The organism is Cellulomonas sp. P1_G12_2 (assembly GCF_056405535.1).
Window position 1 is genome coordinate 1,047,576 of sequence record NZ_JBFUBX010000001.1, and the last position, 26,695, is coordinate 1,074,270.

General features: G+C 71.3%; 27 protein-coding genes. 14 read left to right on the forward strand and 13 right to left on the reverse strand.

The features are described 5' to 3' along the window. Positions 1-142 precede the first annotated feature (142 nt). Positions 143-1,540 carry a class II fumarate hydratase gene (locus AC1DXT_RS05055; RefSeq protein ID WP_477060254.1) on the reverse strand — a complete coding sequence of 466 codons (1,398 nt, stop codon included), beginning with the start codon at positions 1,538-1,540 and terminating at the stop codon, positions 143-145. 21 nt (positions 1,541-1,561) lie between these two features. Next, positions 1,562-2,197, reverse strand: coding sequence for a carbonic anhydrase (locus AC1DXT_RS05060; RefSeq protein ID WP_477060255.1), 636 nt, complete (start codon positions 2,195-2,197; stop codon positions 1,562-1,564). A 139-nt stretch (positions 2,198-2,336) separates the two neighbouring features. On the opposite strand from AC1DXT_RS05060, the gene AC1DXT_RS05065 reads away from it, so the two are divergent. From AC1DXT_RS05065 to AC1DXT_RS05080, 4 genes are read left to right on the forward strand one after another with little or no spacing between them, the layout of a single operon-like run. Further along, positions 2,337-3,632, forward strand: coding sequence for a sugar ABC transporter substrate-binding protein (locus AC1DXT_RS05065; protein WP_477060256.1), 1,296 nt, complete (start codon positions 2,337-2,339; stop codon positions 3,630-3,632). Further along, entirely contained in the window at positions 3,629-4,588 is a 960-nt protein-coding gene (locus AC1DXT_RS05070) for a carbohydrate ABC transporter permease (protein ID WP_477060257.1), read from the forward strand. Before AC1DXT_RS05065 ends, AC1DXT_RS05070 begins: the two co-directional genes overlap by 4 nt. After that, a complete protein-coding gene (locus AC1DXT_RS05075; protein WP_056095899.1) occupies positions 4,588-5,436 on the forward strand; it encodes a carbohydrate ABC transporter permease in 849 nt (282 codons plus the stop codon). Before AC1DXT_RS05070 ends, AC1DXT_RS05075 begins: the two co-directional genes overlap by 1 nt. Before the next feature lie 16 nt (positions 5,437-5,452). Further along, complete coding sequence (locus tag AC1DXT_RS05080; RefSeq protein WP_477060258.1) at positions 5,453-6,709, forward strand: ABC transporter ATP-binding protein; 1,257 nt, start codon at positions 5,453-5,455, stop codon at positions 6,707-6,709. Positions 6,710-6,713: 4 nt separating this feature from the next. Here AC1DXT_RS05080 and AC1DXT_RS05085 read toward each other — a convergent pair whose 3' ends face one another. From AC1DXT_RS05085 to xseA, 3 genes are all read right to left on the reverse strand, one after another. Continuing rightward, positions 6,714-7,646: a carbohydrate kinase family protein gene (locus AC1DXT_RS05085; RefSeq protein WP_477060259.1), complete on the reverse strand. Its 933-nt coding sequence runs from the start codon at positions 7,644-7,646 to the stop codon at positions 6,714-6,716. Continuing rightward, positions 7,646-7,903, reverse strand: coding sequence for an exodeoxyribonuclease VII small subunit (locus AC1DXT_RS05090; protein ID WP_477060260.1), 258 nt, complete (start codon positions 7,901-7,903; stop codon positions 7,646-7,648). Before AC1DXT_RS05090 ends, AC1DXT_RS05085 begins: the two co-directional genes overlap by 1 nt. Before the next feature lie 129 nt (positions 7,904-8,032). Continuing rightward, the gene (xseA, locus tag AC1DXT_RS05095; RefSeq protein ID WP_477060261.1) at positions 8,033-9,289 is read right to left on the reverse strand and encodes an exodeoxyribonuclease VII large subunit; all 1,257 of its coding nucleotides are present in this window, start codon (positions 9,287-9,289) and stop codon (positions 8,033-8,035) included. Between the two features lie 165 nt (positions 9,290-9,454). On the opposite strand from xseA, the gene AC1DXT_RS05100 reads away from it, so the two are divergent. After that, on the forward strand, positions 9,455-10,513 hold the full coding sequence (locus tag AC1DXT_RS05100; RefSeq protein ID WP_477060262.1) for a 4-hydroxy-3-methylbut-2-enyl diphosphate reductase: 1,059 nt from the start codon (positions 9,455-9,457) through the stop codon (positions 10,511-10,513). Positions 10,514-10,639: 126 nt separating this feature from the next. On the opposite strand, the gene AC1DXT_RS05105 is transcribed toward AC1DXT_RS05100, so the two are convergent. Further along, entirely contained in the window at positions 10,640-11,974 is a 1,335-nt protein-coding gene (locus tag AC1DXT_RS05105; RefSeq protein WP_477060263.1) for a DNA recombination protein RmuC, read from the reverse strand. Positions 11,975-12,052: 78 nt separating this feature from the next. On the opposite strand from AC1DXT_RS05105, the gene AC1DXT_RS05110 reads away from it, so the two are divergent. The 5 genes from AC1DXT_RS05110 to AC1DXT_RS05130 all read left to right on the forward strand — a co-directional run bounded on the left by AC1DXT_RS05110 (position 12,053) and on the right by AC1DXT_RS05130 (position 17,163). Next, complete coding sequence (locus AC1DXT_RS05110) at positions 12,053-12,820, forward strand: ABC transporter ATP-binding protein (RefSeq protein ID WP_477060264.1); 768 nt, start codon at positions 12,053-12,055, stop codon at positions 12,818-12,820. Further along, entirely contained in the window at positions 12,796-14,355 is a 1,560-nt protein-coding gene (locus AC1DXT_RS05115) for a hypothetical protein (RefSeq protein WP_477060265.1), read from the forward strand. The genes AC1DXT_RS05110 and AC1DXT_RS05115 overlap by 25 nt, the downstream gene beginning before the upstream one ends. Positions 14,356-14,392: 37 nt before the next feature. Then, on the forward strand, positions 14,393-15,466 hold the full coding sequence (gene ychF / locus AC1DXT_RS05120) for a redox-regulated ATPase YchF (RefSeq protein WP_477060266.1): 1,074 nt from the start codon (positions 14,393-14,395) through the stop codon (positions 15,464-15,466). A 130-nt stretch (positions 15,467-15,596) separates the two neighbouring features. Further along, positions 15,597-16,025: a hypothetical protein gene (locus AC1DXT_RS05125; protein ID WP_477060267.1), complete on the forward strand. Its 429-nt coding sequence runs from the start codon at positions 15,597-15,599 to the stop codon at positions 16,023-16,025. Between the two features lie 235 nt (positions 16,026-16,260). Further along, positions 16,261-17,163: a sugar phosphate isomerase/epimerase family protein gene (locus AC1DXT_RS05130; protein WP_477060268.1), complete on the forward strand. Its 903-nt coding sequence runs from the start codon at positions 16,261-16,263 to the stop codon at positions 17,161-17,163. 9 nt (positions 17,164-17,172) lie between these two features. Here AC1DXT_RS05130 and AC1DXT_RS05135 read toward each other — a convergent pair whose 3' ends face one another. From AC1DXT_RS05135 to AC1DXT_RS05150, 4 genes are all read right to left on the reverse strand, one after another. Continuing rightward, positions 17,173-17,619 carry an SRPBCC family protein gene (locus AC1DXT_RS05135; RefSeq protein WP_477060269.1) on the reverse strand — a complete coding sequence of 149 codons (447 nt, stop codon included), beginning with the start codon at positions 17,617-17,619 and terminating at the stop codon, positions 17,173-17,175. Positions 17,620-17,637: 18 nt separating this feature from the next. Beyond that, a complete protein-coding gene (locus AC1DXT_RS05140) occupies positions 17,638-18,303 on the reverse strand; it encodes a hemerythrin domain-containing protein (RefSeq protein ID WP_477060270.1) in 666 nt (221 codons plus the stop codon). A gap of 149 nt (positions 18,304-18,452) precedes the next feature. Then, the gene (locus AC1DXT_RS05145) at positions 18,453-19,016 is read right to left on the reverse strand and encodes a P-loop nucleotide/nucleoside kinase family protein (RefSeq protein WP_477060271.1); all 564 of its coding nucleotides are present in this window, start codon (positions 19,014-19,016) and stop codon (positions 18,453-18,455) included. Next, positions 19,013-20,320, reverse strand: a complete 1,308-nt coding sequence (locus AC1DXT_RS05150; RefSeq protein ID WP_477060272.1) for a lactate 2-monooxygenase — start codon at positions 20,318-20,320, stop codon at positions 19,013-19,015. Before AC1DXT_RS05150 ends, AC1DXT_RS05145 begins: the two co-directional genes overlap by 4 nt. A 67-nt stretch (positions 20,321-20,387) precedes the next feature. Between AC1DXT_RS05150 and AC1DXT_RS05155 the strand changes: the two genes are divergently transcribed. Then, the gene (locus tag AC1DXT_RS05155; protein WP_477060273.1) at positions 20,388-21,161 is read left to right on the forward strand and encodes a VOC family protein; all 774 of its coding nucleotides are present in this window, start codon (positions 20,388-20,390) and stop codon (positions 21,159-21,161) included. 43 nt (positions 21,162-21,204) lie between these two features. Beyond that, on the forward strand, positions 21,205-21,927 hold the full coding sequence (locus AC1DXT_RS05160) for a class I SAM-dependent methyltransferase (protein ID WP_477060274.1): 723 nt from the start codon (positions 21,205-21,207) through the stop codon (positions 21,925-21,927). A 42-nt stretch (positions 21,928-21,969) separates the two neighbouring features. On the opposite strand, the gene AC1DXT_RS05165 is transcribed toward AC1DXT_RS05160, so the two are convergent. Next, positions 21,970-22,464, reverse strand: a complete 495-nt coding sequence (locus AC1DXT_RS05165; RefSeq protein WP_477060275.1) for a hypothetical protein — start codon at positions 22,462-22,464, stop codon at positions 21,970-21,972. 179 nt (positions 22,465-22,643) lie between these two features. Beyond that, the gene (locus AC1DXT_RS05170; RefSeq protein WP_477060276.1) at positions 22,644-23,312 is read right to left on the reverse strand and encodes a hemerythrin domain-containing protein; all 669 of its coding nucleotides are present in this window, start codon (positions 23,310-23,312) and stop codon (positions 22,644-22,646) included. 114 nt (positions 23,313-23,426) lie between these two features. Between AC1DXT_RS05170 and AC1DXT_RS05175 the strand changes: the two genes are divergently transcribed. Beyond that, the gene (locus tag AC1DXT_RS05175) at positions 23,427-23,903 is read left to right on the forward strand and encodes a CGNR zinc finger domain-containing protein (RefSeq protein ID WP_477060277.1); all 477 of its coding nucleotides are present in this window, start codon (positions 23,427-23,429) and stop codon (positions 23,901-23,903) included. A gap of 4 nt (positions 23,904-23,907) precedes the next feature. On the opposite strand, the gene AC1DXT_RS05180 is transcribed toward AC1DXT_RS05175, so the two are convergent. Continuing rightward, positions 23,908-24,372: a nitroreductase family deazaflavin-dependent oxidoreductase gene (locus tag AC1DXT_RS05180; protein ID WP_477060278.1), complete on the reverse strand. Its 465-nt coding sequence runs from the start codon at positions 24,370-24,372 to the stop codon at positions 23,908-23,910. Between the two features lie 384 nt (positions 24,373-24,756). On the opposite strand from AC1DXT_RS05180, the gene AC1DXT_RS05185 reads away from it, so the two are divergent. Further along, the gene (locus AC1DXT_RS05185; RefSeq protein ID WP_477060279.1) at positions 24,757-26,541 is read left to right on the forward strand and encodes an ABC transporter family substrate-binding protein; all 1,785 of its coding nucleotides are present in this window, start codon (positions 24,757-24,759) and stop codon (positions 26,539-26,541) included. Positions 26,542-26,695 lie beyond the last annotated feature (154 nt).

The window sequence follows — 26,695 nt, forward strand, 5'->3', positions numbered from 1 at the left end:
CCGACCGTGGACGCGCTCCTGTACCGGTCAGGTGCGCGCGGTCCAGAGAGCGTAAACGAGCAGGCCGTGGGTGTGGGAGCGATTCCGCAGAACGTGACCGAACGGTGACGTGGCCCGGGAGGGCCACGTCACCGGGAGGGGATCAGCGCTGGGGCGGGCGCGTCATGCTGAGCACGTCGAGCGCGCTGTCCAGCTGCTCCTCGGTGACCTCGCCCCGCTCGACGAAGCCGAGGTCGATCACGGCGGCGCGCACCGTGATCCCGTGCTTGACGGCGTGCTTGGCGATCTTCGCCGCCGCCTCGTACCCGATCACCCGGTTGAGCGGCGTGACGATCGACGGCGACGACTCCGCCAGCGCACGGGCGCGCTCGACGTTGGCGACCAGGCCGACCACCGTCTTGTCCGCGAGCAGCCGTGACGCGTTGGCCAGCAGCCGGACCGACTCCAGCACCCCCGCGGCGATCACGGGGATCTGCACGTTGAGCTCGAACGAGCCGCTCGCGCCGGCCCACGCGACCGTGGCGTCGTTGCCGACGACGCGTGCGGCGACCATGAGCACCGCCTCGGGGATGACCGGGTTGACCTTGCCGGGCATGATCGACGAGCCCGGCTGCAGGTCGGGGATCGCGATCTCGCCGAGGCCGGTGTTCGGGCCCGAGCCCATCCAGCGCAGGTCGTTGCAGATCTTGGTGAGGCTGACGGCGATGGTGCGCAGCGCGCCCGACAGCTCGACGAGCCCGTCGCGGGAGCTCTGCGCCTCGAAGTGGTCGCGCGCCTCGGTCAGCGGCAGCCCGGTGTCCTCGCGCAGCAGCTCGATCACGCGCTGCGGGAAGCCGGCCGGGGTGTTGATGCCCGTGCCGACCGCGGTGCCGCCGAGGGGGACCTCGGCCGCGCGGGGGAGCGCCGACTCGAGCCTCTCGATGCCGTACCGGACCGCGGCGGCGTACCCGCCGAACTCCTGGCCGAGCGTGACGGGCGTGGCGTCCATGAGGTGCGTGCGGCCGGACTTGACCACCTGCGCCCACTCGACGCTCTTCGCCTCGAGCGCCTCCGCGAGGTGGCCCAGCGCGGGGATCAGGTCGCGCACGACGCCGGCGGTCGCGGCCACGTGCACCGACGTGGGGAACACGTCGTTGGAGGACTGCGACGCGTTCACGTGGTCGTTCGGGTGCACGTCGCGGCCGAGCCGCCGCGTGGCCAGCGTGGCCAGCACCTCGTTGGTGTTCATGTTCGAGCTCGTCCCTGAGCCCGTCTGGTAGACGTCGATCGGGAAGTCGCCGTCGTGCGCCCCGCTCGCGACGTCGTCGGCGGCAGCGACGATGGCGTCGGCGATGTCCTGGTCCAGCACGCCCAGCTCGGCGTTCGCGCGGGCCGCTGCCTTCTTGATGCGGGCCAGCGCCTCGATGTGGCTGCGCTCGAGGCGGCTGCCGGAGATGGGGAAGTTCTCCACGGCACGCTGCGTCTGCGCGCGGTAGAGCGCGTCGACCGGGACGCGCACCTCACCCATCGTGTCGTGCTCGATGCGGTACTCAGAAGTCATGCGTGCCATCCTGCCGCACGTCTAGACCTCGACGTCCCCCAGCGACTCGGTCAGGTGCACGGTCCCGTCGGCCAGCGTGTACTCGAGCCCGACGATCGCCACCCGCCCCTCCTTGACCGCCTCCGCGAGCGAGCGCGAGTAGCCCTGGAGCATCTGCACGGTGTGCCGCACGTGCTCGTGACCCAGGACCGCCGGGTCGAGGGTGTCGAGGGCGCCGAACCCCCCACCGGCCAGGTTGACGATGCTCGGGATCACCCGGTCCACGATGGCGCGCACGAAGCCGGTGGGCAGCTCGCCGGTGGTGAGCGCGGTCGTCGCGGCCGCGACCGCGCCGCAGCTGTCGTGCCCGAGGACCACCACGAGCGAGGCGCCGAGCACGTCCACGCCGTACTCGATCGAGCCGATGACGGTGGTGTCCAGCACGTGCCCGGCGGTGCGGACGACGAACACGTCACCGAGGCCCTGGTCGAAGATGATCTCGGCGGCGACGCGCGAGTCCGAGCAGCCGAAGATCACCGCGAACGGATACTGCGCGACGCTGAGCTCGGAGCGGTGGTCGATGCCCTGCGACGGGTGGAGCATCTCGCCGCGGACGAACCGCTCGTTCCCCTCGCGCAGCGCGGACCAGGCTTCGGCAGGCGTCGTGGGTCGGGTCACGGCGTCATGCTCGCAGGTCCGCGGACCGTCCGCAGGGCGCGTTCCAGCAGTCGGGCGACCCGTTCCGGTGGCGGGTCTTCACCCGGAGGGTGTAGCCAAGGGGGTGAGACGCCGACGTCTCAGCCTTGGGGGGTGTTCCGTGGGACGACGCAGACGTGCTCTGGCCCTCGTCACCGGGCTGGCGGTGGCGGTCCCGCTGGCCGCATGCGCAGGATCCGGGTCCGGAACTCCCGTGCTGACCTGGTACATCAACCCGGACGACGGCGGCCAGGCCGAGATCGCCAAGCAGTGCACGGAGGCCGCAGAGGGCAAGTACGTGATCGAGACGTCGGTCCTGCCGCGCGACGCCAGCGCCCAGCGCGAGCAGCTGGCCCGACGCCTGGCCGCCAAGGACTCGTCGATCGACATCATGAGCCTGGACCCGCCGTTCGTCCCCGAGATGGCCGAACCCGGGTTCCTGGCCCCCGTGCCCGACGACGTCGCGCAGCGGGTGACTCAGAACGTCGTCGCCGGCGCCCTGGCCGGGGYCACGTGGGACGACAAGCTCGTCTCCGTCCCGTTCTGGGCGAACACCCAGCTGCTCTGGTACCGCAAGTCGGTCGCCGCAGCGTCGGGGCTCGACCCGGCCAAGGCACCGGTGACGTGGGACCAGATCATGACCGCGTCGAAGGACCAGGACAAGTACCTCGCCGTCCAGGGCACCAAGGCCGAGTCGCTCACCGTGTGGATCAACGCGCTCGTCGCGTCCGCCGGCGGCACGATCCTCGAGAACCCCGAGGCGCCGGCGGACGAGCTGACGCTCGGGCTGGAGAGCCCGGCCGGTGAGGCCGCCGCGACGATCATCGGCACCATCGGCAAGGAAGGCCTGGGTGGTCCCGCCCTGCCGACGGAGGACGAGGGGGCGTCGCTGTCCATCTTCCAGGGCGACAAGGGCTCGTTCATGGTCAACTGGCCGTTCGTCTGGTCCGCCACGAAGGCCGGCGTCGAGGACGGCACGTTCGAGCAGGCGCTGCTCGACGACATCGGCTGGGCGCTGTACCCGCAGGTGACCGAGGGGCAGCCGAGCGCACCCCCGTACGGCGGGATCAACCTCGGGATCGGGGCCTTCAGCAACTACGTCGACCTCTCCTACCAGGCGGCGGAGTGCATCGTCACGCCCGAGCACCAGGCGCAGTACTTCGCGACCAACGGCAACCCGCCGTCCAACACCGAGGCCTACGACGACCCCGCGGTCACCGAGGCGTTCCCGATGGCGGACGTCATCCGGGAGTCGCTCGAGCTCGCCGTCCCGCGGCCGCAGACGCCGTACTACAACGAGGTGTCCACCGGCCTGCAGCAGACCTGGCACCCGCCGAGCGCGGTCAGCCCGGAGACGACGCCGACCGAGTCGACGGACTTGATCACCGCTGTGCTTCGAGGGGAGCAGCTGCTATGACCACGGTCGCCGACAAGAGACCGGATCTGCGCGACGCCGCAGCGAAGGCCGGCCGCAGCGATCGAGCGAAGTCCGAGGCGCGCCTCGGCTGGCTGCTCGCGGGGCCCGCGTTCGTCGTCATGCTCGCCGTCACCCTGTACCCGATCCTGCAGGCCTTCTACGACTCCCTCTTCCACTTCCGCCTCACCGCTCCGGACGACAAGCGCTGGGCCGGTCTGACCAACTACTCGGTCGTGCTGTCCGACCCGCTCTTCTGGCAGGCGCTCGGCGTCACCGTCTTCATCACCGTGGTGACCGTGGTCGTCGAGCTGCTCCTCGGGTTCGGGCTCGCGCTCGTCATGCACCGCGCCATCACGCAGCTCCGCGGCCTGCTCCGCACGGCGATCCTGGTGCCGTACGGGATCATCACCGTGGTCTCCGCCTTCGCGTGGTTCTACGCGTTCGACATCAACTCGGGGTACGTCAACCACTGGTTCGCGTGGGTGCCCGGGATCAGCACGGACCTCAACTGGTTCGCCCAGCAGGGCACCAGCCTCTTCGTCATCATCATGTCGGAGATCTGGAAGACCACGCCGTTCATCTCGCTCCTGCTCCTCGCGGGCCTCTCGCAGGTGCCGACCGAGCTGGAGGAGGCGGCCGAGGTCGACGGCGCGACCTGGTGGCAGCGCCTCACACGGGTGGTCCTGCCGAACATGAAGGCCGCGATCATGGTGGCTGTCCTGTTCCGTGCCCTCGACGCGTTCCGCATCTTCGACAACGTGTTCATCATGACCAACGGGGCCAACGGCACCGAGGTGCTGTCGCTGCTGGCGTACCGGACCTCGATCGGACGGCTGGAGATCGGCCTCGGGTCGGCGATCTCCGTGCTGCTCTTCCTGTGCGTGATCCTGATCTGCTGGGTCGCGGTCAAGCTGTTCAAGGTCGATCTGGCCGGCGGCGCGAGGGGGGCGGGCTGATGAAGCAGCTGTCGACCAGGGCCAAGATCGCCTGGGCCCTCATCACGATCTTCGTCCTCGCGTACGCGCTGTTCCCGATCGTGTCCATCTTCGCGACGTCGTTCAAGCTGCCGAGCCAGCTCAACCTCGGGCTGTTCTGGCCCAAGACCTGGACGACCGTGAACTACGAGGAGATCCTCGCGCCGGGCGGGTCCGCGCAGACCCTGTTCCTGTCCTCGCTGCGCAACTCGATCGGCATCTCGCTGATCGCCACGGCCATCGCGGTTGTGCTCGCCACGCTCGCCGCCTACGCGATCGCGCGGCTCGACTTCCCGGGCAAGCGGATGGTCCTGCTCACCGCGCTGGGCGTCTCGATCTTCCCGGTCATCTCGATCGTCACGCCGCTGTTCAACCTGTGGCGGAACATCGGCCTCTACGACACCTGGCTCGGCCTGATCATCCCGTACCTCTCGCTCACGCTGCCGATCTCCATCTGGACCCTCGCAGCGTTCTTCCGCCAGATCCCGTGGGAGCTCGAGCAGGCCGCGCAGGTGGACGGGGCGACCACGTGGCAGGCCTTCCGCAAGGCGATCGTGCCGCTGGCGGCGCCCGGTGTGTTCACCACGGCGCTGATCGCGTTCTTCATCGCGTGGAACGACTTCGTCTACGGCATCTCGCTCACGTCGACCGACCGGGCCCGTCCCGTCCCGGCGGCGCTGGCGTTCTTCACCGGCGCCTCGCAGTTCGAGGAGCCCACGGGGTCGATCTCCGCCGCCGCCATCATCGTGACCATCCCGGTGGTCATCCTCGTCCTGCTCTTCCAACGCCAGATCGTGTCCGGCCTGACCCAGGGCGCCGTCAAGGGCTGACCACGAAGGAGATCCGATGGCCGCCATCACTCTCAAGGACATCGTCAAGCAGTACGGCGACGGCTTCCTCGCCGTGAAGGGCGTCAGCCTGGATATCGCCGACGGCGAGTTCGTCATCCTCGTCGGGCCGTCCGGCTGTGGGAAGTCGACGCTGCTGCGCATGATCGTCGGCCTCGAGGACATCACGGCGGGCGACCTGCACATCGGCGGCAAGCGGGTCAACGACAAGGCCCCCCGCGACCGGCACCTGGCGATGGTGTTCCAGAACTACGCGCTCTACCCGCACCTGACCGTCTTCGAGAACATCGCGTTCCCGCTGCGCCTGCAGAAGGGGCAGTTCACCGACGCCCAGATCCGCGAGAAGGTCGAGTTCGCCGCCAAGACGCTCGAGCTGCAGGACCACCTCGAGCGCAAGCCCGCCAACCTGTCCGGCGGTCAGCGGCAGCGTGTCGCGATGGGCCGCGCGATCGTCCGCGAGGCGGAGGCATTCCTCTTCGACGAGCCCCTGTCCAACCTCGACGCCAAGCTCCGCGGGCAGATGCGGACCGAGATCGCGCGCATGCAGCGCCGACTGGGCACGACGACCGTCTACGTCACCCACGACCAGACCGAGGCCATGACCCTCGGCGATCGGGTGGCCGTCCTGCGCAAGGGGGAGCTCCAGCAGGTGGCCAGCCCGCGGGGTCTGTACGAGCAGCCGGTCAACCTGTTCGTCGCCGGCTTCATCGGGTCGCCGCCCATGAACTTCCTGCCGGGGGAGATCAGCGGGTCGACGATGACGCTGCCGTTCGCCGAGGTCCCGATCTCCGCGGACCTGGCCCCCAAGCTGCAGGGCAAGGAGATCGTCATCGTCGGCATCCGCCCTGAGCACTTCGAGGATGCCGCGCTCGTCGAGGACGCCAAGAAGGACGCCGGTGTCACCTTCAAGGCGCCCGTGGACGTCACCGAGTGGCTCGGCTCCGAGCTCTACGCCTACATCCCGTTCGACACGAACCCGGACGTCGCGACGACGCTCGAGGAGCTCGACCGCGACCTGGACGGCGAGGGACTGCGCACCCAGCTGATCGTCGCCCTCCCGTCGGAGACCAAGATCCGGGACGGCGTCGACGCGGACCTGTGGTTCGACCCCGCCCGGATGATGGTGTTCGACCCCGAGAGCGGCGAGAACCTCACCTGGGACGGCGCGGCCGCCGAGGCGCTCGACCGCGAGAACGAGGCCGACCGGAAGGCGTCGCTGGAGCGCGCGCAGGCCCGGGAGAGGGCGAGCGCCTGACGGGTCAGGCCAGCTCGGCGAGACGCGGCGGGTTGGCGCCTGCCCGGGACACCGTGATGGCCGCGATCCGCGCGCACCGCTCGAGCACTGCCTGGACGGTGGCCGCATCCACGTCGGCGAGCGCCTGACGACGACCCGCCCCGAGCAGCCCAGCCGACCACAGCCCGTCGATCAGGCCGCCCATGAACGAGTCGCCGGCGCCGACCGTGTCCGCCACCTGCACCTTGGGTGCCTGCACGGAGATCCGCGCGCCGGCCGACGTGCTGGCGAACGCCCCCTCGCCCCCGTGCGTCACGACGACCAGCGACGGCCCGGACCGGCTCCACTGTTCGGCGATCTCCGCGGGCGCGACGCCCGGGTGCAGCCAGGCGAGGTCCTCGTCGCTGACCTTGACCACGTCGGCCAGCCGGACGAGCGCGTCGACCACGGGCAGCGTCTGCGCGGGGGAGCCCATGAGCACCGGGCGCAGGTTCGGGTCGTACGTGATGGTCGACGTCGCGCGGCGCCGCGCGACGATGTTGGCGACCGCGGCCCCGCCGGGCTGCAGCACCGTCGCGATCGAGCCGGTGTGGATGACCACCGGGTCGCCCGGGTCCTCATCCCACGTCTCGGGGAGGTCCCACTCGAGGTCGAACTCGTAGGTCGCCGCGCCGGTCTCGTCGATGTGGGCGGTCGCCACCGGCGTGCGCAGGGCCGAGCGGTTGCCCTGCAGGACGTTCACTCCCGAGCCGCGCAGGTGGCGGCGGACGAGGTCGCCGTCGGTGTCGTGCCCCAGCCACGTGAGCAGGTCGACGCGCCGGCCGAGGCGCCCCAGCCCGAGCGCGACGTTCGCGGGGCTGCCACCGGGGTGCTGCGCGCGGCTGCCGTCCGGCCGGGTGACGACGTCGATGAGCGCCTCGCCGAGGACGAGTGCGCGGTCGACGGTGGGCGTGGTCATCAGGACTCCTCGTCGGGGGTGGTCACGGCGGTGTCACGCACCGCGCTGAGCCGCTCGCGTGCGCCGTCGAGCCACTCCTGGCAGCGCTTGGCGAGCGCCTCGCCGCGCTCCCAGAGCGTGAGCGACTCCTCGAGGGTCGCAGCGCCGGCCTCGAGCCGGGCGACGACCGCCACCAGCTCGTCGCGGGCCTCCTCGTAGCCGAGGGCGGCCACGTCGGCGTTCGGGTCGGACGGTGGGGACTGGGACGGCTTCGGCACGGGGACAGTCAACCAGGATGTGCCCACACCGTCGGCAACCCGTCGGGCGGGGCGGCCACGCCGCCAGGGTGCCGCGGTCAGAAGAGGTCGAAGGCTGCGCGGACCGCGCCGCGCACCGCACGACCGGGTTCAGGGACCGACGACCTGGGCGGCGATCTCTCCGCGGGCCACGCGGACGCGCAAGGCGTCGCCCGCGGTCACCTCCTCCGGGTCGCGCACGACGTGCCCGTCGGTCCGCCGCACCACGGCGTACCCGCGGTCGAGCGTGGCCGCCGGCGAGAGCGCGCGCACCTGGGCCGCGAGCCCGGCCACCTCCGCCCGGCCGTGCACGAGCGCGGTGTGCAGCGAGCGCCGGGCGCTCTCCCGCAGGGCGACGACCCGGTGCTCGTGGACGTCGACCAGCGTGGTGGGGTTGGCCAGCACCGGTCGGCTGCGCCAGTGGTCGAGGCCGGTCTGCTCCCGGGTCAGCCGCATGGTGAGCGCGGCTCGGGCACGGAGGCGGGCCTGGGACACGCGTGCGCGCTCCTCGCTCACGTCCGGCACGATCCGCTTGGCGGCATCGGTCGGCGTGGACGCGCGGAAGTCGGCGACCAGGTCGAGCAGCGGCGTGTCCAGGTGGTGCCCGATCGCGCTGACCAGCGGGGTCCGGCAGGCCGCCGCCACGCGCACGAGCGACTCGTTGCTGAAGGGCAGGAGGTCCTCGAACGAGCCGCCGCCGCGCGCGACCACGATGACGTCGACGCGCGGGTCCCGGTCGAGCTCCGCGATGGCGGCGCTGACCTCGGGGACCGCGCGCGGACCCTGAACGGTCACGCGGCGGATCTCGAACTGCACCGCCGACCAGCGGGCGCGGGCGTTGGACACCACGTCGTGCTCGGCGTCCCCCTGCTGCGCGACGATCAGCCCCACCACCGTGGGCAGGAACGGCAGCGCGCGCTTGCGCGACGGCTCGAACAGCCCCTCGGCTCCGAGGATCCCCTTGAGGTGCTCGATCCGGGCCAGCAGCTCGCCGAGGCCGACCAGGCGGACGTCGTCGGCCGCGAACGTCAGCGTGCCCTTCTTGGCGTGGAACTGCGGCCGGGCGTGCACCACGAGGTGCGCACCGTCGGCGAGCTTGTCGGCCAGCTTGTCGATGGCGAAGGCCGGAGCCGTGACCGACAGGGACATGTCCAGGTCGGTGTCCCGGAGCGTGAGGAAGTAGAGGGTGTTCCACCTCTTGAGGTTGAGCACCTGTCCCTCGACCCACACCGGCGGCATCTTCGCGATGTAGTCGGCGATCTTGGGCGCCAGGTGCCGGACCGGCCACGGGCGGTCCGGGGTGGTGTCCGCGGCGCGCAGCGGGGGCGGGCCGGCGGTCGCCGGGGTGCTCAGAGGGCCGGTGCTCACGCGCCCAGCCTGCCCCATCCCACCGACAGGCTCGGTCACGCCGGTCGCCCCGGCCCGTCGGAGGCGACCGGCGTGTGTCGACGCCGTGCGGGTCGGGTGCAGGTCACACCCGCTGGGCGCCTCCCCGCAGGGGGCGTCGCGAGCCGCCGATCTAGACTCGGACCCGTGACCTCCCCGACCGTCTCCACCACCGGCACGCCCAGCACCGCGACCGCTCCCCGCAAGCGCGTCCTGCTGGCTGCCCCTCGCGGCTACTGCGCCGGCGTGGACCGCGCGGTCATCGCCGTCGAGAAGGCCCTCGAGCACTACGGCGCCCCGGTGTACGTGCGCAAGGAAATCGTGCACAACAAGTACGTCGTCGAGACGCTCGCAGCCCGCGGCGCGGTGTTCGTGAACGAGACCGACGAGGTCCCCGAGGGTGCACGCGTCGTGTTCTCCGCGCACGGCGTGTCCCCGGCCGTACACGCGCAGGCGGCCGCGCGGAACCTGCAGACGATCGACGCGACCTGCCCCCTGGTCACCAAGGTGCACAAGGAGGCCGTGCGGTTCGCGTCCGAGGACTACGACATCCTGCTCATCGGCCACGACGGGCACGAGGAGGTCGAGGGCACCTACGGCGAGGCACCCGACCACATCCAGGTGGTGAACTCCCCGGACGCCGTCGCCGACGTGGTGGTCCGTGACCCCGACCGCCTCATCTGGATCTCGCAGACGACGCTCTCGGTCGACGAGACCATGGACACCGTCCGCCGCCTGCGCGAGCGGTTCCCGAACCTGCAGGACCCGCCCAGCGACGACATCTGCTACGCCACCCAGAACCGGCAGGTCGCGGTCAAGAAGCTGGCGCCGGAGTGCGACCTGGTCATCACGGTCGGCTCCGCGAACTCGTCGAACTCCGTGCGGCTGGTCGAGGTGGCCCTCGATGCCGGCGCCCGCACCTCCTACCGCGTGGACAAGGCCTCCGAGATCGACCTCGCGTGGCTCGACGGGGTGACGACCGTCGGAGTCACGTCCGGCGCCTCGGTCCCCGAGATCCTGGTCCGCGACGTCCTGTCGCTGCTCGCCGAGCACGGCTTCGGCGAGGTCGAGGAGATCCGCACGGCTACCGAGGACCTCATGTTCTCGCTGCCCCGCGAGCTGCGCGCGGACCTCAAGGCCGCCGGCAAGGCTCCTGTCACCCCGCGCCGCGACGGCCGCCGGTCCCTGGACGTCCAGCCCGCCTGACCGCTCGCGTCCGCCCGACGCTGCCGCCCGGACCGCACCGTCCGGCGTCGACCATGTCCCTGGATCCGGATCGGGCTGCATCCCGATGCCAACCACATGGTCGCGCCGGCCGCGGCGCCGGACACGTCAGGCGGTCGACGCGTCCGGTGTCGGCCGTACCGCCTCCGCGCGCAGCGCGCGCTCGTCCCGGTCGGCGCGTCCGTCGAACATGACGATCTGCTCCTCCGCGGACGCCACGAGCTCGGGGGCGCTGACCGCCGAGAGCTGCGGGTTCACCGGGTCGGGCGTCGGCAGGTCGGCGTCCACCACGTGCAGGTCTGCGAACCGCCGGGCGCTGACCAGCACGCGGGTCTCGAGCGAGGACACCGTCTGGTTGTACGCGCCGGCCGCCGAGTCGATGGCCCGGCCCAGCTTGGCCAGGTGGGATCCCATGGTGGCCAGCCGCCCGTGCAGCTCCTTGCCCAGTGAGAGCACGGCCTGCGCGTTGCTGGCCAGCGCGTCCTGCCGCCAGGCGTACGAGACCGTCCGCAGCAGCGCGAGCAGGGTGGTCGGCGTCGCGATGACGACGTTGCGCTCGAACGCGTACTCGATCAGCAGCGGGTCCTGCTCCGCTGCCGCGTGCAGGAACGACTCGGCGGGCACGAACATCACCACGAACTCCGGCGCCGGGGCGAACTGGTCCCAGTAGCGTTTGGCGGAGAGGTCGTCGACGTGGGCCCGGACGTGCCGGGCGTGCGCCGCCAGCCGCTCGGTGCGGACGCGCTCGTCGGTGGCCTGCGCAGCGTCGAGGAACCCGAGGAACGCGACCTTGGCGTCGACCACCACGTTCTTCCCGCCCGCGAGCTTGATCACCATGTCCGGCCGCAGCAGCCCGTCGTCGGTCCGCACCTGGTCCTGCTCCACGAAGTCGACGTGCGCGAGCATCCCCGCGGCCTCCACCACGCGCTTGAGCTGGAGCTCACCCCACTTCCCGCGCACCTGCGACGACCGCAGGGCGGTGACCAGCTGCGCGGTCTCCCCGCGCAGGTGCTCGGAGGCCAGGTGCATCGCGCGCACCTGCTCGCCGAGCGCCGCCTGGCCGGCCGCCCGCGCCTGCTCGGCCGTCGACAGCTCGACGCGCACCTGGTCCAGGGTGCGCGACAGCGGCTCGACCATGGCGCGCACGGCCTGCTCCCGCTGGGCCAGCTCGCCGACCTGCGTCTGGTGGTCGGCGGCGAACCGCTGGTGCGCGAGGGCGAGGAACTGGTCGGAGCTCGTCGCCAGGGCGTCGGCTGCCAGCGACCGGAACTGGTCGGCGAGCCGACCGGTGTCGGCAGCGGTCCGCCGCTCGGCCTCGAGCGTCGCCCGCGTCCGGGCGGCCTCGATGTCCGCCGCCCGCAGGCGGGCCGACGCGAACGTCCAGCCGACGAGCGCGCCGACGACGGCACCGATCGCGAGTCCGAGCAGCAGTCCTGTGTCCATGGGTGCAGGCTGACAGCACCCACTGACATCCGCGGGAAGGGGGAGGATCCGAGGCCCCGGCGCCACTACGGTGGTCCGATGTCGAACGCACCCGCCCTCGAGCTGCGCGGACTGTGGCGCAAGTTCGGGGACAAGATCGCCGTCGCCGGGATCGACCTCGTCGTCCCGGTCGGATCGTTCTACGGGCTCGTCGGCCCCAACGGCGCCGGCAAGACGACCACCCTGTCGATGGCCACCGGCCTCCTTCAGCCCGACTTCGGCACGGTGCTGGTGCACGGGCAGGACCTGTGGGCGTCGCCCGTCGAGGTCAAGGGCATGCTCGGTGTGCTCCCCGACGGCGTCCGTCTGTTCGACCGGCTCACCGGCGAGCAGCTGATCACGTACGCGGGTCTGCTGCAGGGCCTGGACCGGGAGACCGTCGCCGCGCGTGCGACCGACCTGCTGGCGGCTCTGGACCTGACCACCGACGCCAAGAAGCTGGTCGTCGAGTACTCCGCGGGCATGACCAAGAAGGTGGCGCTGGCCTGCGCGCTCGTGCACGCGCCGCGCCTCCTCGTGCTCGACGAGCCGTTCGAGGCGGTCGACCCGGTGTCCGCCGCCAACATCCGCGACATCCTCGCCTCGTACGTCCGCTCGGGCGGCACGGTCATCGTGTCCTCGCACGTCATGGACCTGGTGCAGCGGATGTGCGACCACGTCGCGGTCATCGCCGCTGGTCATGTGCTGGCGGCGGGGACGGTCGACGAGGTCCGCGGCGACAGCAGCCTCGAGGACCGCTTCGTCGACCTCGTCGGCGGCCGGGTGAGCGGGGAGGGTCTCGCGTGGTTGCGCACCTCGTCCGCCTGAAGCTGACCCTGCTGCGCAACGGCCTGCGGCGCAGCGCGTGGCAGGTGATCGGCCTCGTCGTGGCGGCGCTCTACGGCCTCGGAGCGCTCGCCGTCGTGGTCGTGTCCATGGCCGTGCTGAGCGTGCAGGAGCCGGACATCCGCGGGCTGGTGGTGGTGCTCGTCGGGTCCGTGCTCGTGCTCGGCTGGTGGCTGGTCCCCCTGCTCGCGTTCGGGCTGGACTCGACCATCGACCCGGCGCGGTTCGTCACGTTCGCCATCCCGCGCCGGTCCCTGCTGACCGGGCTGGCGCTGGCCGGACTGATCGGCATCCCCGGTGTGGTGAGCGCGGGCTCGGCGCTCGCGTTGGCGGGCGTGTGGTGGCGTACTCCCGCGGCCCTCGCCGTCGGCATCGTCTGCTCGGTCGTCGGGCTGGCCACCTGCGTCATCGGCGCGCGGGCGACCACCTCGGCGGCCTCCACGCTCGTGGCGAGCCGGCGGTTCCGCGAGGTGATGGCCGGCGTCGTGGTGCTCCCGCTCGTCGTCATCGGACCGGTCCTCGGGCGGTTGTCCGACAGCGCGGCGTTCACCGCGCAGACCGTCGAGCAGATCGCGGAGGTGCTGTCCTGGACGCCCCTCGGTGCCGCCTGGGCGGTTCCCGGCGACGTCGCCGACGGTCAGTGGGCGACGGCGGCGGCACGGTTCGCGATCGCGATCGTGACGCTGCTGGTGGTGGTCGTCGTGTGGGACCGGGCCTTCGCGCACGCGCTCGTGAACCCCGCCCACGAGAAGGTCTCCACCCGTGGTCACGGCCTCGGATGGTTCGACCGGCTCCCTGCGACCCCGCTCGGTGCCGTCACCGCACGCTGCCTCACGTACTGGGCGCGGGACCCCCGGTACGCCCTCGCCGTCGCGATCGTCCCGGTCCTCGCGATCGTGTTCTACGTCGTCAGCCCGGACGGCGGCCTGGTCCTCCTGATCGGCCCGATCGCGGGATACCTGATGGGCTGGGGCATCTCGGCCGACGTCGCGTACGACGGCACGGCCTTCTGGACGCACGTGGCCGCACCCCTGCGCGGCAGTGCCGACCGGTTGGGCCGGGTCATCGCGGCGGGTGCCATCGCGGGGCCGGCGGTCGTCGTGCTCTCGATCGGGTCCGCGGTGCTGACCGGGCAGCCGGAGGTCATCCCTGCCCTGCTCGGGCTCTCGTTCGGCGTGCTGCTCACCGCGCTCGGCGGGTCGAGCGTGCTGTCCGCGCTGGTCGTCTACCCGGTGCAGCTCCCGGGCGAGAACCCGTTCCAGACGAGGCAGGGCGCGTCCATGGCGAGCGTGGTCTCCCAGTTCGCCGGCTGGCTCGCCGTCATGGCGCTGAGCCTGCCGGAGATCGTGCTTGGGGTGATCGCGGTCCGCGGCGGGTCCGCGGCACTCGGCTGGGTGACGCTGGCTGTCGGGCTGGTGCTCGGGTCCGTGCTGCTCGCGCTCGGCGTGCGCATCGGAGGACGCACCCTCGACCGCACGGGACCGGACCTGCTGCGCCGGATCGTGGCGTTCGCCTGACCGGGGCGGCCACGGCACCCCCGTAGACTTCCCCCCCGTGGCACTCACCATCGGCATCGTCGGCCTGCCCAACGTCGGCAAGTCCACCCTCTTCAACGCGCTGACCCGCGCGCAGGTCCTCGCGGCGAACTACCCGTTCGCGACGATCGAGCCCAACGTCGGTGTCGTCCCGCTGCCCGACCCCCGGCTGACCACGCTCGCCGAGATCTTCGGCTCCGAGCGGATCCTCCCGGCGACCGTGTCGTTCGTGGACATCGCGGGCATCGTCAAGGGCGCGAGCGAGGGGGAGGGGCTGGGCAACAAGTTCCTCGCCAACATCCGCGAGGCCGACGCCATCTGCCAGGTCACGCGCGTGTTCGCCGACCCGGACGTCGTGCACGTCTCCGGTGACGTGAACCCCAAGGACGACATCGAGATCATCGCCACCGAGCTGATCCTCGCCGACCTGCAGACCCTCGAGAAGGCGATCCCGCGCCTCGAGAAGGACGTCCGCGCCAAGAAGGCGGACGCCGGTCTGCTCGCCGCCGCGCAGGAGGCGTTCGCGATCCTCGAGAAGGGTCAGACGCTCTCGCAGAGCGGGAAGAAGATCGAGCACCTCGACGAGCTCCAGCTCATGACGAGCAAGCCGTTCATCTACGTCTTCAACACCGACGACGCCGGCCTGGCCGACACCGCGATGCAGGACGAGCTCCGCGCGCTCGTCGCCCCCGCCGACGCCATCTTCCTCGACGCCAAGTTCGAGTCCGAGCTGGTCGAGCTGGAGCCCGACGAGGCCCGCGAGATGCTCGCCGACAACGGCCAGGAGGAAGCCGGCCTGGACCAGCTGGCCCGCGTCGGCTTCCACACGCTCGGCCTGCAGTCGTACCTGACCGCCGGCCCCAAGGAGTCCCGCGCCTGGACGATCCATCAGGGCTGGACCGCCCCGCAGGCCGCCGGCGTGATCCACACCGACTTCCAGAAGGGCTTCATCAAGGCCGAGGTCATCTCGTTCGACGACCTCGTCGCCGCCGGGTCCGTCGCCGCAGCGCGCGCCGCCGGCAAGGCCCGGATCGAGGGCAAGGACTACGTGATGGCCGACGGCGACGTGGTGGAGTTCCGCTTCAACGTGTGACGCCGTCGGGCACGCCGAGCGGGTGAACCTCGGACGGTTGTCCCGGTGCGCCCCGGTTCGGGCGGGTGACATCCCTGGGACGCCGCGCCGACCCGGCCCGCCCTGACGTGGGCGCCATAGGCTCGCAGACATGAACAAGGCCGAGGAGCTCGCCAATGTGGAACGTCTGTATGCAACGCTCGACACGAGCGCGCTCCTGGCGCTCCTGCCGTTGATCGACACGCTCTCGGAGCGGGTACGACAGGAGATCGAGCGCATCGGCGGGCCCGTCACGTCCTCCTCGGAGGCGCAGAAGCACGCCGCCCTGTTCGAGTCCGTCACGGCGGGTCTCGCGGGCCTCGCGAACCAGTGGCCGGGCAGCGACGCCTTCCAGGAGATGCAGGCGCAGGTGGACGCCGACAAGGCCAAGCTCCAGGCCCGAGCCGAGTCGGCCCGCGCGTTCGAGGCCGAGGCCCTGGACAGGACATTCGTGTACTCGATCAACCTGCACCAGCGCCGGCAGCTCGCGATCTTCGAGCTCGAGCGGCGCGGTGTCCTGCCGACGTGGTTCAGCGCGTAGGTCGCTGGGGGGACGATCGCCGCATCGAGGGCAAGGATGACGTGATGGCCGTCGGCGACGTGGTGGAGGTCCGCTTCAACGCCTGACCGCCTGCTTCCTCGCCAGATGCTCTCCCCTTCGGCGCGGGTTACCGTGCAGAGAGCTCGAACTCGAACCGGGCAACGAGGCTCGGTCGTGCCCTGGGGAGGCACCCATGGAAGCCATGTATCGATCCTTGACCCGGACAGTGCGCGGCGTGATCGTCGCGACGGTGGTCGTTCTCGGCCTCGTCGTCGCTGGTATCGGTACCGCGTCTGCAGCACCGCCGGACCGGCACGGCAGAGGGGTGCCGACGAGCAAGATCTCGGTCCAGCTCTGGACCTTCGCCGAGTACATCGGCTTCGGCACCGACGCCGCCACGATCGCCCGGACCGACGAGGTGTTCGGCCGCCTCGCGGACATGGGGTACCGGAACGTCGAGCCGTTCACGCTGAGCGGGTTGACCGCAGAGCAGTACCGCGCGCTGCTCGACAAGTACCGGCTCAAGGCCTCCGCGCGGCACGTCGACGTCGGGACGCCGCAGAACCCGGCCGACATCGGGCAGATCCTGGCGGAGAACAAGGTCCTGGGGATCACGTACTTCGGCTCCGGAGCCACCCCGATCTTCCCGCCGGTCTACACCACCGAGGCTGAGTGGATCGCGTACGCGGAGTACCTCGACGAGCTCGGCGCCGTGGCCCGTCGGCACGGCCAGAGGTTGATGGTGCACAACCACGACATCGAGTTCGAGACGGTCTTCGGCGGCCGGACGGTGTTCGACATCCTCATGGCCCACACGGACCCGAAGAATGTCGTGTTCCAGCTCGACCTCTACTGGGCGACCAACGGCGGCGGCGTCGACAACCCGCTCGCCGTGATCGAGCGGTACGGCAACCGGATCAAGCTGTTCCACGTGAAGGACATGGCGGACGGCCCGTTCCCCGGTCGGATCGAGATCGTCGGCGACGGGATCATCGACTTCCCGTCGATCTTCGCCGCGGCCGGCGGCAGCACGAAGTACTACGTCGTCGAGCACGACCCGCGGTTCGGCGACCCGACGTTCGACCCCTTCGAGGCGGCCCAGGAAGGCTTCGACTATCTCGACCGCGTGAGGTTCTGAGCCGGAGCGTCACGCCCGGGGAGTGCGAGCCCGGTCCTCCGCCTCGAGCACCCGGCGGAGGCCGGTGAAGTCGCGCAGCAGGATCCGCGCCAGCACGAACGTCGGCAGGAGCGCCACCAGCCGGAGCCAGTCGGCGACGTCGCCGCCGTAGTCGGCGTGGATGCGCGTGCCCCCGGCGTCGGGCGTGAGCGCGTACTCGACGCGGGAGTTCCACGGCGACGTCGAGTGCCAGACGACCCGCCGTTCGGGCTCGAGGACCTCGAGCACGTCGGTGAAATGGATCCGGAACGGCCCGATGCGGTCGACACCGGCCCACCGGTTCCCCACCTGCAGCGGACCGCTGTCCAGCGGACGGCGGGAGTCGACCGCGGGCGCGAACTCGGGCCACAGACCGGGATCGGCGAAGTACGGGTAGACGCGTGACGGCGGGTGATCGAGGTGCACGTCGAGGACCACGCGTCGCCACATCTGTCGTCACACCATCGAGGGCACGGGACGGTCCGGGTAGAGCTCCCTCATGGCGTTGTCGTACCTCCGCTTCATGAGGAGGGCGTACAGGAGCCGGATCGGGGCGGGCACGTTGGCGCGGACCCAGTCCTCCCGCTCGGCCTCGGGGACGCTCGCGATCAGCAGGCCGACCTGCAGCGACATGACGTCCTTCCCGAGCTCCTTGCGGTGCGCCATGAGGGTGGCGCGGGTGTGCTCCTCCATGAAGTCCCACTCCTGCTGGGACATCACCTCGCCCGCGACCGGGAGGATGTCGTCCTCCTCCTGCCCGAGATGTGCCGTCAGCAGGTCGCGCAGACCCTCGATATCGGTGGCGAAGGCGTCGCGAAGCCGGGGATCGGCGCTGACCACCCAGGGCTCCAGCTGCGGCTCGATCCGCGCGAGCCGCACCGCCACCTCGGCGTGCTGCGCCCGCATCTGACCGACGTGCAAGGAGCAGGCGGGCTCGCGCGCCTCCAGCCTGTCCCAGAGCACCATGTCCTCGGTCTCGTGGTGCATGTGCAGGGCGAAGAAGTCGAGGTGGGCGTAGCGGCCGACGATCGCCGAGCGTGCCGTGTCGCCGGGCTCGACCTCACGCACCAGCTGGGGGAGCTCCCGGTACAGCCAGCGGAAGATCCGGTGAACGAGGAGCATGCCCGACGTGTCGCAGCCGGCGTGCTCCCCCGCAGGCAGGGGTCCCGGGGGAGGCAGTGTCTTGGCCATCGGTCTCCACCACCCGATCTTCGACATCGGCGTCGTCGCGGTGCGAGGCGAACGCTACTCCCACGCCTCGGCGCGCCACATCACCCGCTGACCTGGCCCGAGGGTGACGAGACCGACGGAGGCCACCGGTGCGTGCGCCACTCGTCCCAGGACACGAACCCGGCTGGCGGGGCATCGAGAGGTTCGCTGCCGTCGAGCTCCTCCGGCGTGGGGACGCTGATGACGGCGGCCCAGGTCGTCAGCTCCTCGTCGGACATGTGCCACGTCGTGTGCGGTTCCTCGGCGTGCCGCTGGTCGAGGCGTCGCCTCTGCTCGGCCGGCGCCAGCTCGAAGTAGCGCATCTCCACCCCCGCACCCCGGGCGGCTGCCGCGTGCCGGAGGGCGGAGCGCTCGTCCCGTCCCCAGAGGCCGAAGTCGACGACGACGTCGATCCCGAGCTCGAGCCCGCGCAGCGCGATGTCGACGAGCCGGCCCTCGATCACGTCCGAGGCCGCCGACGGGTTCTCGAGCCCGTAGAGGGCCTTCATCCACTCGTCCTTCGTGAGGCGGAGCGCGCCCCGCTCCGCCTCGATCCGCCGCGCCTCGGTCGTCTTCCCGGTACCCGGCAGCCCCACGGTCAGGAACAGCGTCGGTCGACTCGTCACGGTGCGGCCGGGGCCAGCAGGTCCGGTCCGATCTCGTCGACCGACCGCACCCCCGACAGCGCCATGGTCAGGTCGAGCTCGGCCCACAGGTGCTGCATCACGGCCCGCGCGCCCTCGGCCCCGGCGAGGGCCATCCCGTAGACCCACGGTCGACCCACCAGGACGGCGCGCGCGCCCAGCGCGAGGGCGGTCACGACGTCCGCGCCGCTGCGGATCCCGCTGTCGAAGAGCACGGGGACGCGGCCGTCGACCGCGTCCACCACGGCCGGGAGGGCGTCGAGCGAGGCGATCGCACCGTCGATCTGACGCCCGCCGTGGTTGGACACGATGATCCCGTCGACCCCGTGGTCGAGCGCGAGGCGGGCGTCGTCCGCGTGCTGGATCCCCTTGAGCACCAGGGGCAGCGACGTGCGTTCGCGCAGGCGGCCGAGGTCGTCCCATGTCAGGGACGAGCGCGAGAAGACGTCGAGGAACGTCTCGACGGCGGCTCGGGGGAGAGGGGAGCGCAGGTTGTCGCGCAGGCGGCCGGGGTAGTGGCTGGCCATCGAGTGCAGGGCGCGGACCGCGGAGGGGGTCGGGCGCGGCGACGGCTCGTCGGCCGGTCGGGGTGCGGCGGCGCGAGCCTCGACGAGGCGGCGGAACGCGGGATCGCTCGTGTACTGGGCGATGCCCTCGCCGCGCGCGAACGGCAGGTATGCGAGATCGAGGTCGCGGGTGCGCCAGCCGAGCACGTGCGTGTCGAGCGTGACGACGACCGCCTCGCACCCGATGGCCTCTGCCCGGTCGACGAAGGAGTCGACGACGCCGTCGTCCTTGCTCCAGTAGAGCTGGAACCAGCGCGGGGCGTCGCCGAGCGTCCGCGCGACGTCCTCCATGGGGACCGAGGCCTGCGACGAGATCACCATCGGCAGGCCCAGCGCGCGTGCCGCTCGCGCGACCGCCTGGTCGGCGTCGGGGTGAACCAGCTCGAGGACCCCGATCGGCGCGAAGAGCAGCGGTGCGGGCAGCCGGCGGCCGAACAGCTCGGTCGACGTGTCCCGGTGCTCGACGTCGACGAGCATGCGGGGCACGATCCGGTGCCGGTCGAACGCGTCGAGGTTCGCCTGCGCGGTGCGCTGGCGACCGGCGCTCCCGGCGACGTAGGCCCAGGCGACGTCGCTCATCCGTCGTCGGGCGGCGGACTCGAGAGCGGCGGGCTCGACGGGGACCACTGGCCGTCGGCCGAACACCCCGGCGCGGTAGATGCGGGACTGGACGGCGCGACCGACGGAGGGAGGTGTGCGGGGGATCGCATCGTCGCTCACGCCCAGCAGTCTGGCACCGGGAGCCACCCTCTCGACCTGGAGGCGGCCACGGTGGTTGCCTGGACGCATGGCGGTGGTGGACGAGCTGATGGCGATCGAGAGCACCCTCGCACAGGGTCGCGGAGCCGAGTACGAGCGGGCGCTCCATGGGGACGCGCTGGTCGTCGTGCCCGGCGCGGTGCTGACCCGCGACGAGTGCGTGCGCGCGATGGACGCGTCGCCCGGGTGGGACGAGGTCGAGCTCGGCGAGCCGCGCCTGGTCGAGTCGACGGCGACCGCGACGGTGGTGTATCCGTTCGTCGGCAGGCGGCGGAGCACGACGTACCGCGCGACGCTCTCGTCGACCTACACGCGTGACGACTCCGGACGGTGGCGGCTGCTGCTCCACCAGCAGACGCCGCAGGACGAGCCGAGGCGGCACTCGCTGCCGGGTCCCACGCAGATCAACCTCGTCGTCGCCGACGTGGCTCGGGCCGGAGCGTTCTACCGGGACCTCGGCTGGGACGTCGGCGACCCCGTCGACCCGCACGCCGAGATCAGGTTCGACGGGCTGCAGGTCGAGCTGGACGAGCGGTCGTCGGTGGCCTACTGGAACAGTGGCAACCCCGACGACGACGCCGCGGCGACGGTCCTGTCGATCCATCTGGCGAGCCGCGACGAGGTCGACGCCGTGTGGACGCGGATGACCGGCCTCGGACACGAGTCCCGGCAGCGGCCGTTCGACGCGTTCTTCGGATCCCGGTACGCCGTCCTCGCGGATCCCGACGGCCACCAGATCGGGCTGCTGAGCCCCTGGTCCGACGAGCACCGCTTCGACCCGCCAGGGCCGGCCCCGGTCTGAAAACGACGTGACCGACGGCCGCGTCGCACCTAGCGTCGCGCGCATGGCCGACGACGGGTTCGAGGTGCCCCGCCTCGCGCAGCTGTACGCCCCGCTCGACCCGGACCGCGGCGATCTCGACGTGTATGCCGCGATCGTCGACGAGCTGGGCGCCCGCAGCGTGCTCGATGTCGGCTGCGGCACCGGCACGTTCGCGCTGATGCTCGCCTCGCGCGGGCTCGACGTCGTCGGGCTCGACCCGGCGCGGGCGTCGCTGGACGTGGCGCGCCGGAAGGCCGGAGCGGAGAGCGTCCGGTGGCTGGAGGGCGACGCGACGACGTTGCCACCGCTGCAGGTCGATCTCGCGACGATGACCGGCAACGTCGCTCAGGTCTTCGTGACCGACGAGGAGTGGGCGTCGACGCTGGCGGGCGTGCGCGCCGCGCTCGCGGACGGCGGCCACCTGGTGTTCGAGACCCGTGTCCCCGAGCGTGCGGCGTGGCGGGAGTGGACCCGCGACGCGACGTACGAGTCGACGGAGGTCGACGGGGTCGGCCGGGTGGACACGTGGGTCGACGCGACCGAGGTCGTCGGCGACCTGGTGACCTTCCGCGCGTCCTACGTCTTCGCGTCCGACGGCGCCGTGCTGACCTCCGACTCGACGCTGAGGTTCCGGGACCGCGGGACCGTCGAGCGGTCTCTGGCGGCGGCCGGGTTCGCGCCGGTCGACGTGCGGGAGGCGCCGGACCGGCCCGGGCGAGAGATGGTCTTCGTCGCCCGCCGATGACGGCGGAGCGGGTCGCGACCCTCGTCGCGACCCGCTCGGGCGTCAGCTGACGGGGAAGCCCGCCGCGGTGCACGCGCTGGCGATCGTCGCGGACACGGTCGGGTAGTCGAGCGTCGCGGCGTTGGCGCCACCGGCCTCCGCGGCGTCGAGCGCGCCCTGCACCCGGTCCTGGATCGACGTGTAGGCGGCGGCCAGCTCCTCAGGGGACACCTTGATCGCGTCGGCCAGCGCCGAGGTGATCGCGGCGAGCTCCTCCGTCTGGTCCTCGTCGAGCGCGGTCCCGGCGTCCTGAGCCTCGAGGACGGGGACGGCCGCGGCCACGCGCGCGTTCAGCGAGCCCTCGCCGCCGTTGAAGTAGCGACCGCAGGCGAGGGCCGCGTTCGGCTCGGCGGGTGCCGCGCTGCTCTTCGCGGTGGGCGACGACGAGGCGGAGGAGGTCGCGGTGGCGTCCCCGCTCGAGTCGGAGCCGTTGTCGGAGCAGGCGGCGAGGGTGGTGGCGGTCAGGACGGCGACGAGGAACGTGGCAGCGCGCTTCACGATGGATCTCCTTGCGGTGGTTCGACGAACGGGGCCGTGTGCGGCCCACCCCCTGGTTACCAGTCGGTAACAAGTCGCCCCGCCGCTGTCCGTCACCCGGACGGCGAGGCTGCGCCCTCCCGAGCATTCGCCGCATGAATCCGCCCTGCAAGAGAAATCTGCGTGACCGACGCCACGGATCAGCCGTAGATGCGGGCGCGGTGCGCGGCGAACTGACGCTTCCCGATCAGGCGCCAGAGCACGCGCGCGGGCGCCGGGAGGTTGGTGCGGAGCCAGCCCGCCCGCTCGTCGGCAGGGACGACCTCGAGGATCCAGCCCAGCTGCAGGAACAGCCGGTCCTTCGGGATCGCGGACATCCCGTGCTCGTGCAGCAGGCCCCACTCACGCTGCGACATCACCGTCGCGGCGGTCGGCAGGATCTGCGTCTCCTCCTGGCCGAGGTGCTGCAGGAGCGTGTCGCGGACCTCGTCCAGCAGCTCCGCGACCGCCTCGCGCTCGGCGGCACCCGCGGCGGCCTCCCAGGCGTCCATGAGGTCGTCGAGCCGATCCAGCTGGGCGGCGGTGGCTGCGTGCTGGGCGCGCATGAGGCCGACGTGCAGGGCGCAGGACGGCGCTCGCTGCTCGAGGGTGTCCCAGAGCAGCAGGTCCTCGCCCTCGTGGTGGTGGCGCAGAGCGCCGGCGAGCTCACGCACGTGGTCGGCCACCGGGAGCATCCGGTCGGTGTCGCGGTCGGCCACGCCGCGCACCAGACCGGGGACGTCGGTGAACGCGCGCCGGAACAGCGCGTGGATGGTGAGCATGTCGGAGGTGTCGCAGCCGAGCTTCTCGGTGCTGGTGACGGTGGTCATCGTGCGTCTCGCTCTCGTGCGTCGGCTCGTCGGGTCGTGCGTGCGTCACCAGTAAAACCAGTACGCTGGTGATGACTATGGTGGCGAGCCGTCGACGACGTCAAGGAGGTTCCCGTGCCCGACCAGCTGCTGCGATGGGTCGAGCTGGACAGCGAGCCCGGCGTGGCCCCCGGCTCGGTCGAGCGCGTCCGCGCGCTGCTGAACACCGACGACCGGTTCCACGGCGTCGACCACCTGGTCGGCGCACCCGCGGGCCTCGTGGCGTTCCGCGACACCCTGCGCCGCTACCTGTCCTCCGGTGACGCGACCGAGCTGGACGTGCTCGCGGCCGAGCACCCGCTCGTCGTCAGCTTCGGCGGTGGGGAAGCCCTCGCGCCCGCGGGTCACGACGCCGTCGTGGCCGGACTGCTCGCGGAGGTGCACCGGGCGCACGCGGCGGGGGAGTGGGCCCGGCTCAAGGCGTGCGCGAACCCCGACTGCCAGTGGGTCTACTACGACGGCTCACGCAACCGCTCGGGCCGCTGGTGCTCGATGACCGAGTGCGGCGACGTGATGAAGGCCCGCGCCTACCGCCGGCGCTCGCGCCAGTAGGGGCTCATGCCGGTGCCAGGCGGAACACCCTGAGCTCCCGGCCGGCGCGTGCGGCGTAGTCCGCGTACCCGGGCCAGACCGCGAGCAGGGCCGGCTGCAGGCGGGTGCGTTCGGCGTCGTCCGCCAGGGTTGCGACGACCGGCGTCGTCACCCCGGCGATCGTGACGGTGGCCCGCGGGTCCGCCAGGAGGTTCCCCGACCACGCGGGGTGGTGCTCCTGACCCCAGTTGGAGCCGATGAGCGCCCAGCCGTCGCCGTCAACGGCGTACAGCAGGACGGCCTCCCGGGGCTCCCCGGACCGGCGGCCGGTGGTCGTGAGGATCAGCTGCGGGAGGTTCGGCCTGCCGAGGATGCTCCACCGCCCGCGCGACGCCTTCTGCAACCGCCGGTCGAGGCCGGACGTCGCGCGTCCCGCGCGGGCGAACCACCGGGTGCGGCCGAGCCGGCGGACGGCCGAGGTGAGATCCATCGGACGAGTGTGACCGACGGGTACCGTCTGTGACCCACGTCTCAGCAGGTGAGGACCCCTGCCGCGCGTGATGAACCCCTATAGCAGACCAGCGCGTCGCTCGCGCCGCCGCAGGAGTCACACCACCCCTCCGGCCCCAGGATCGGACACGTTACGGTGATGTTTCCGCGGGTCGCCATCTCGCATCCTGGACGGTACTGGCCAGTATCAATCAGGTAACGATCCGGCGTCAGGCTTACACCAGGCCGATATGTCCGAGCCACCGTGACTTACCTTGTCTCTCAACTCACGGCGGACGCGCTTCACGCCGGACCGCCTCAGCCCGCAGCGACATCGCACGGTTGAGGCGCGCAGGTCAGCGTCCACCCCTTCCCAGGAGGAACATTGAAGATCAGGCGAATCAGCGCCGCGGCTGCGGTCCTCGCAGCCGGCGCCCTGGTGCTCACCGCGTGCTCCAACACCCCGACGGACACCGCGTCTCCGTCGGAGTCGGCCGCCGCGACGACGGGCGGCAACATCGTCGTCGCCGAGACGAACGAGTTCTTCTCGTTCAACTCCTCGACGGCCAACGGCAACACGGACATCAACTCGAAGATCTCGCTCGCGACGAACTCGAACTTCTACTACATCGACGGTGAGCTCAAGGTTCAGCGCGACGAGTCGTTCGGCACCATCGAGAAGACGAGCGACGACCCGCTGACGGTCAAGTACACCGTCAACGAGGGCGAGACCTGGTCCGACGGTGAGCCGATCGACGCTGACGACCTCATCCTCGCGTGGGCCGTGTACTCCGGCTTCTACGACGACGGTGGCAACCCGGACGAGGAGGGCAACCCCACGACCGGCACCAGCTACTTCAGCTACGCCGGCTCCACGGAGGGCCTGAGCCTCACCGAGTTCCCCGAGATCGGCGACGACGGCCGCAGCATCACGCTGACGTACTCCAAGCCGTTCTCCGACTGGGAGGTGTCGTTCGGTCTCGACCGCCCGGCCCACGTCGTCGCCAAGGGCGGCGGCCTCGCCGACGGCCAGGCGCTCATCGACCTCCTGAAGGACAAGCCCCGCGGCGACGCGGCGGCGCCGGTCGCGACGGACACGGCCCTCAAGGCCGTCGCCGACTTCTACAACACCGGCTTCGACTCCCGCACGCTGCCCAGCGACCCGTCGCTGTACCTGTCGAGCGGCCCGTACATCGTCTCGGACGTCGTCGAGGGCCAGTCGGTCACGATGGTCGCCAACGACAAGTACGAGGGTGACTTCGGTCCGAAGCTGGACGAGATCACCGTCCGCACCATCGCGGACCCGTCCGCCATGGTCCAGGCCCTGCAGAACGGTGAGGTCGACGTCATCTCGCCGCAGGCCAACGCCGACACGCTCGCCGCGCTCGAGGGTCTCGACGGTGTCGAGGTCCACAAGGGCAACCAGCTCGCGTACGACCACATCGACCTGAACTTCTCGGGTGTCTTCGCCGACCAGAACGTCCGCAAGGCGTTCCTCAAGACGATCCCCCGCCAGGCGATCCTCGACGCGATCATCACGCCGCTGGACCCCGAGGCCAAGGTCCTCGACTCGCAGCTGTTCGTGCCGGCCCAGGACGGCTACGCCGACGCGGTCGCGAACAACGGCTCGGCCGACTTCGCCGAGCCCGACATCGCGGGTGCCAAGGAGCTCCTCGCCGGCGCCACGCCGACGGTGCGCATCCTCTACAACGTCAACAACCCGAACCGCGTTGACGCGTTCACGCTGATCCAGCAGTCCGCCTCCGAGGCCGGCTTCATCATCGACGACCAGGGCGACGCCAAGTGGGGCTCGCGCCTCGGCGACGGCTCGTACGACGCGTCGATCTTCGGCTGGATCAACTCGGGTGTCGGCGTCAGCGGCGTGCCGCAGATCTTCGGCACCGGCGCTGCGTCCAACTTCAACGGCTTCACGGACCCGTCCGCGGACGAGCTCATGGGCCAGCTCATCACCACCACGGACGTCGACGAGCAGACCAGCCTGCAGCAGGAGATCGACGCGAAGATCTTCGCCGCCGACTACGGCCTGCCGTTCTTCCAGAGCGTGGGTGTCGACGCCGTCGCCGAGCGCGTCGAGGGCATCGACGCGTACAACCCCAACCAGAACGGTGTCTGGTGGAACGTCTGGAACTGGAGCGTCAACGACGGCTGATCCTGGCCGCAGTAGCGCCTCACCGGACGACTGTGTGACAGTCGCCTGAACGACCGAAGGTGCCGGGTCGCCCGCCTCGCGCGGGGGGCCCGGCACCTTCGGGTCCGCCCACAGCACGCTGGCCAGGGACGACGGGGTTCGTGGCGGTGCACGG

Bases quoted from the DNA above. Each gene is read 5' to 3' on its own strand.
- AC1DXT_RS05055 (WP_477060254.1), bottom strand. From the start codon at position 1,540: ATGACTTCTGAGTACCGCATCGAGCACGACACGATGGGTGAGGTGCGC.
- AC1DXT_RS05070 (WP_477060257.1), top strand. From the start codon at position 3,629: ATGACCACGGTCGCCGACAAGAGACCGGATCTGCGCGACGCCGCAGCG.
- AC1DXT_RS05075 (WP_056095899.1), top strand. From the start codon at position 4,588: ATGAAGCAGCTGTCGACCAGGGCCAAGATCGCCTGGGCCCTCATCACG.
- AC1DXT_RS05080 (WP_477060258.1), top strand. From the start codon at position 5,453: ATGGCCGCCATCACTCTCAAGGACATCGTCAAGCAGTACGGCGACGGC.
- AC1DXT_RS05085 (WP_477060259.1), bottom strand. From the start codon at position 7,646: ATGACCACGCCCACCGTCGACCGCGCACTCGTCCTCGGCGAGGCGCTC.
- AC1DXT_RS05105 (WP_477060263.1), bottom strand. From the start codon at position 11,974: ATGGACACAGGACTGCTGCTCGGACTCGCGATCGGTGCCGTCGTCGGC.
- AC1DXT_RS05110 (WP_477060264.1), top strand. From the start codon at position 12,053: ATGTCGAACGCACCCGCCCTCGAGCTGCGCGGACTGTGGCGCAAGTTC.
- AC1DXT_RS05125 (WP_477060267.1), top strand. From the start codon at position 15,597: ATGAACAAGGCCGAGGAGCTCGCCAATGTGGAACGTCTGTATGCAACG.
- AC1DXT_RS05140 (WP_477060270.1), bottom strand. From the start codon at position 18,303: ATGCTCCTCGTTCACCGGATCTTCCGCTGGCTGTACCGGGAGCTCCCC.
- AC1DXT_RS05155 (WP_477060273.1), top strand. From the start codon at position 20,388: ATGGCGGTGGTGGACGAGCTGATGGCGATCGAGAGCACCCTCGCACAG.
- AC1DXT_RS05160 (WP_477060274.1), top strand. From the start codon at position 21,205: ATGGCCGACGACGGGTTCGAGGTGCCCCGCCTCGCGCAGCTGTACGCC.
- AC1DXT_RS05170 (WP_477060276.1), bottom strand. From the start codon at position 23,312: ATGACCACCGTCACCAGCACCGAGAAGCTCGGCTGCGACACCTCCGAC.
- AC1DXT_RS05180 (WP_477060278.1), bottom strand. From the start codon at position 24,372: ATGGATCTCACCTCGGCCGTCCGCCGGCTCGGCCGCACCCGGTGGTTC.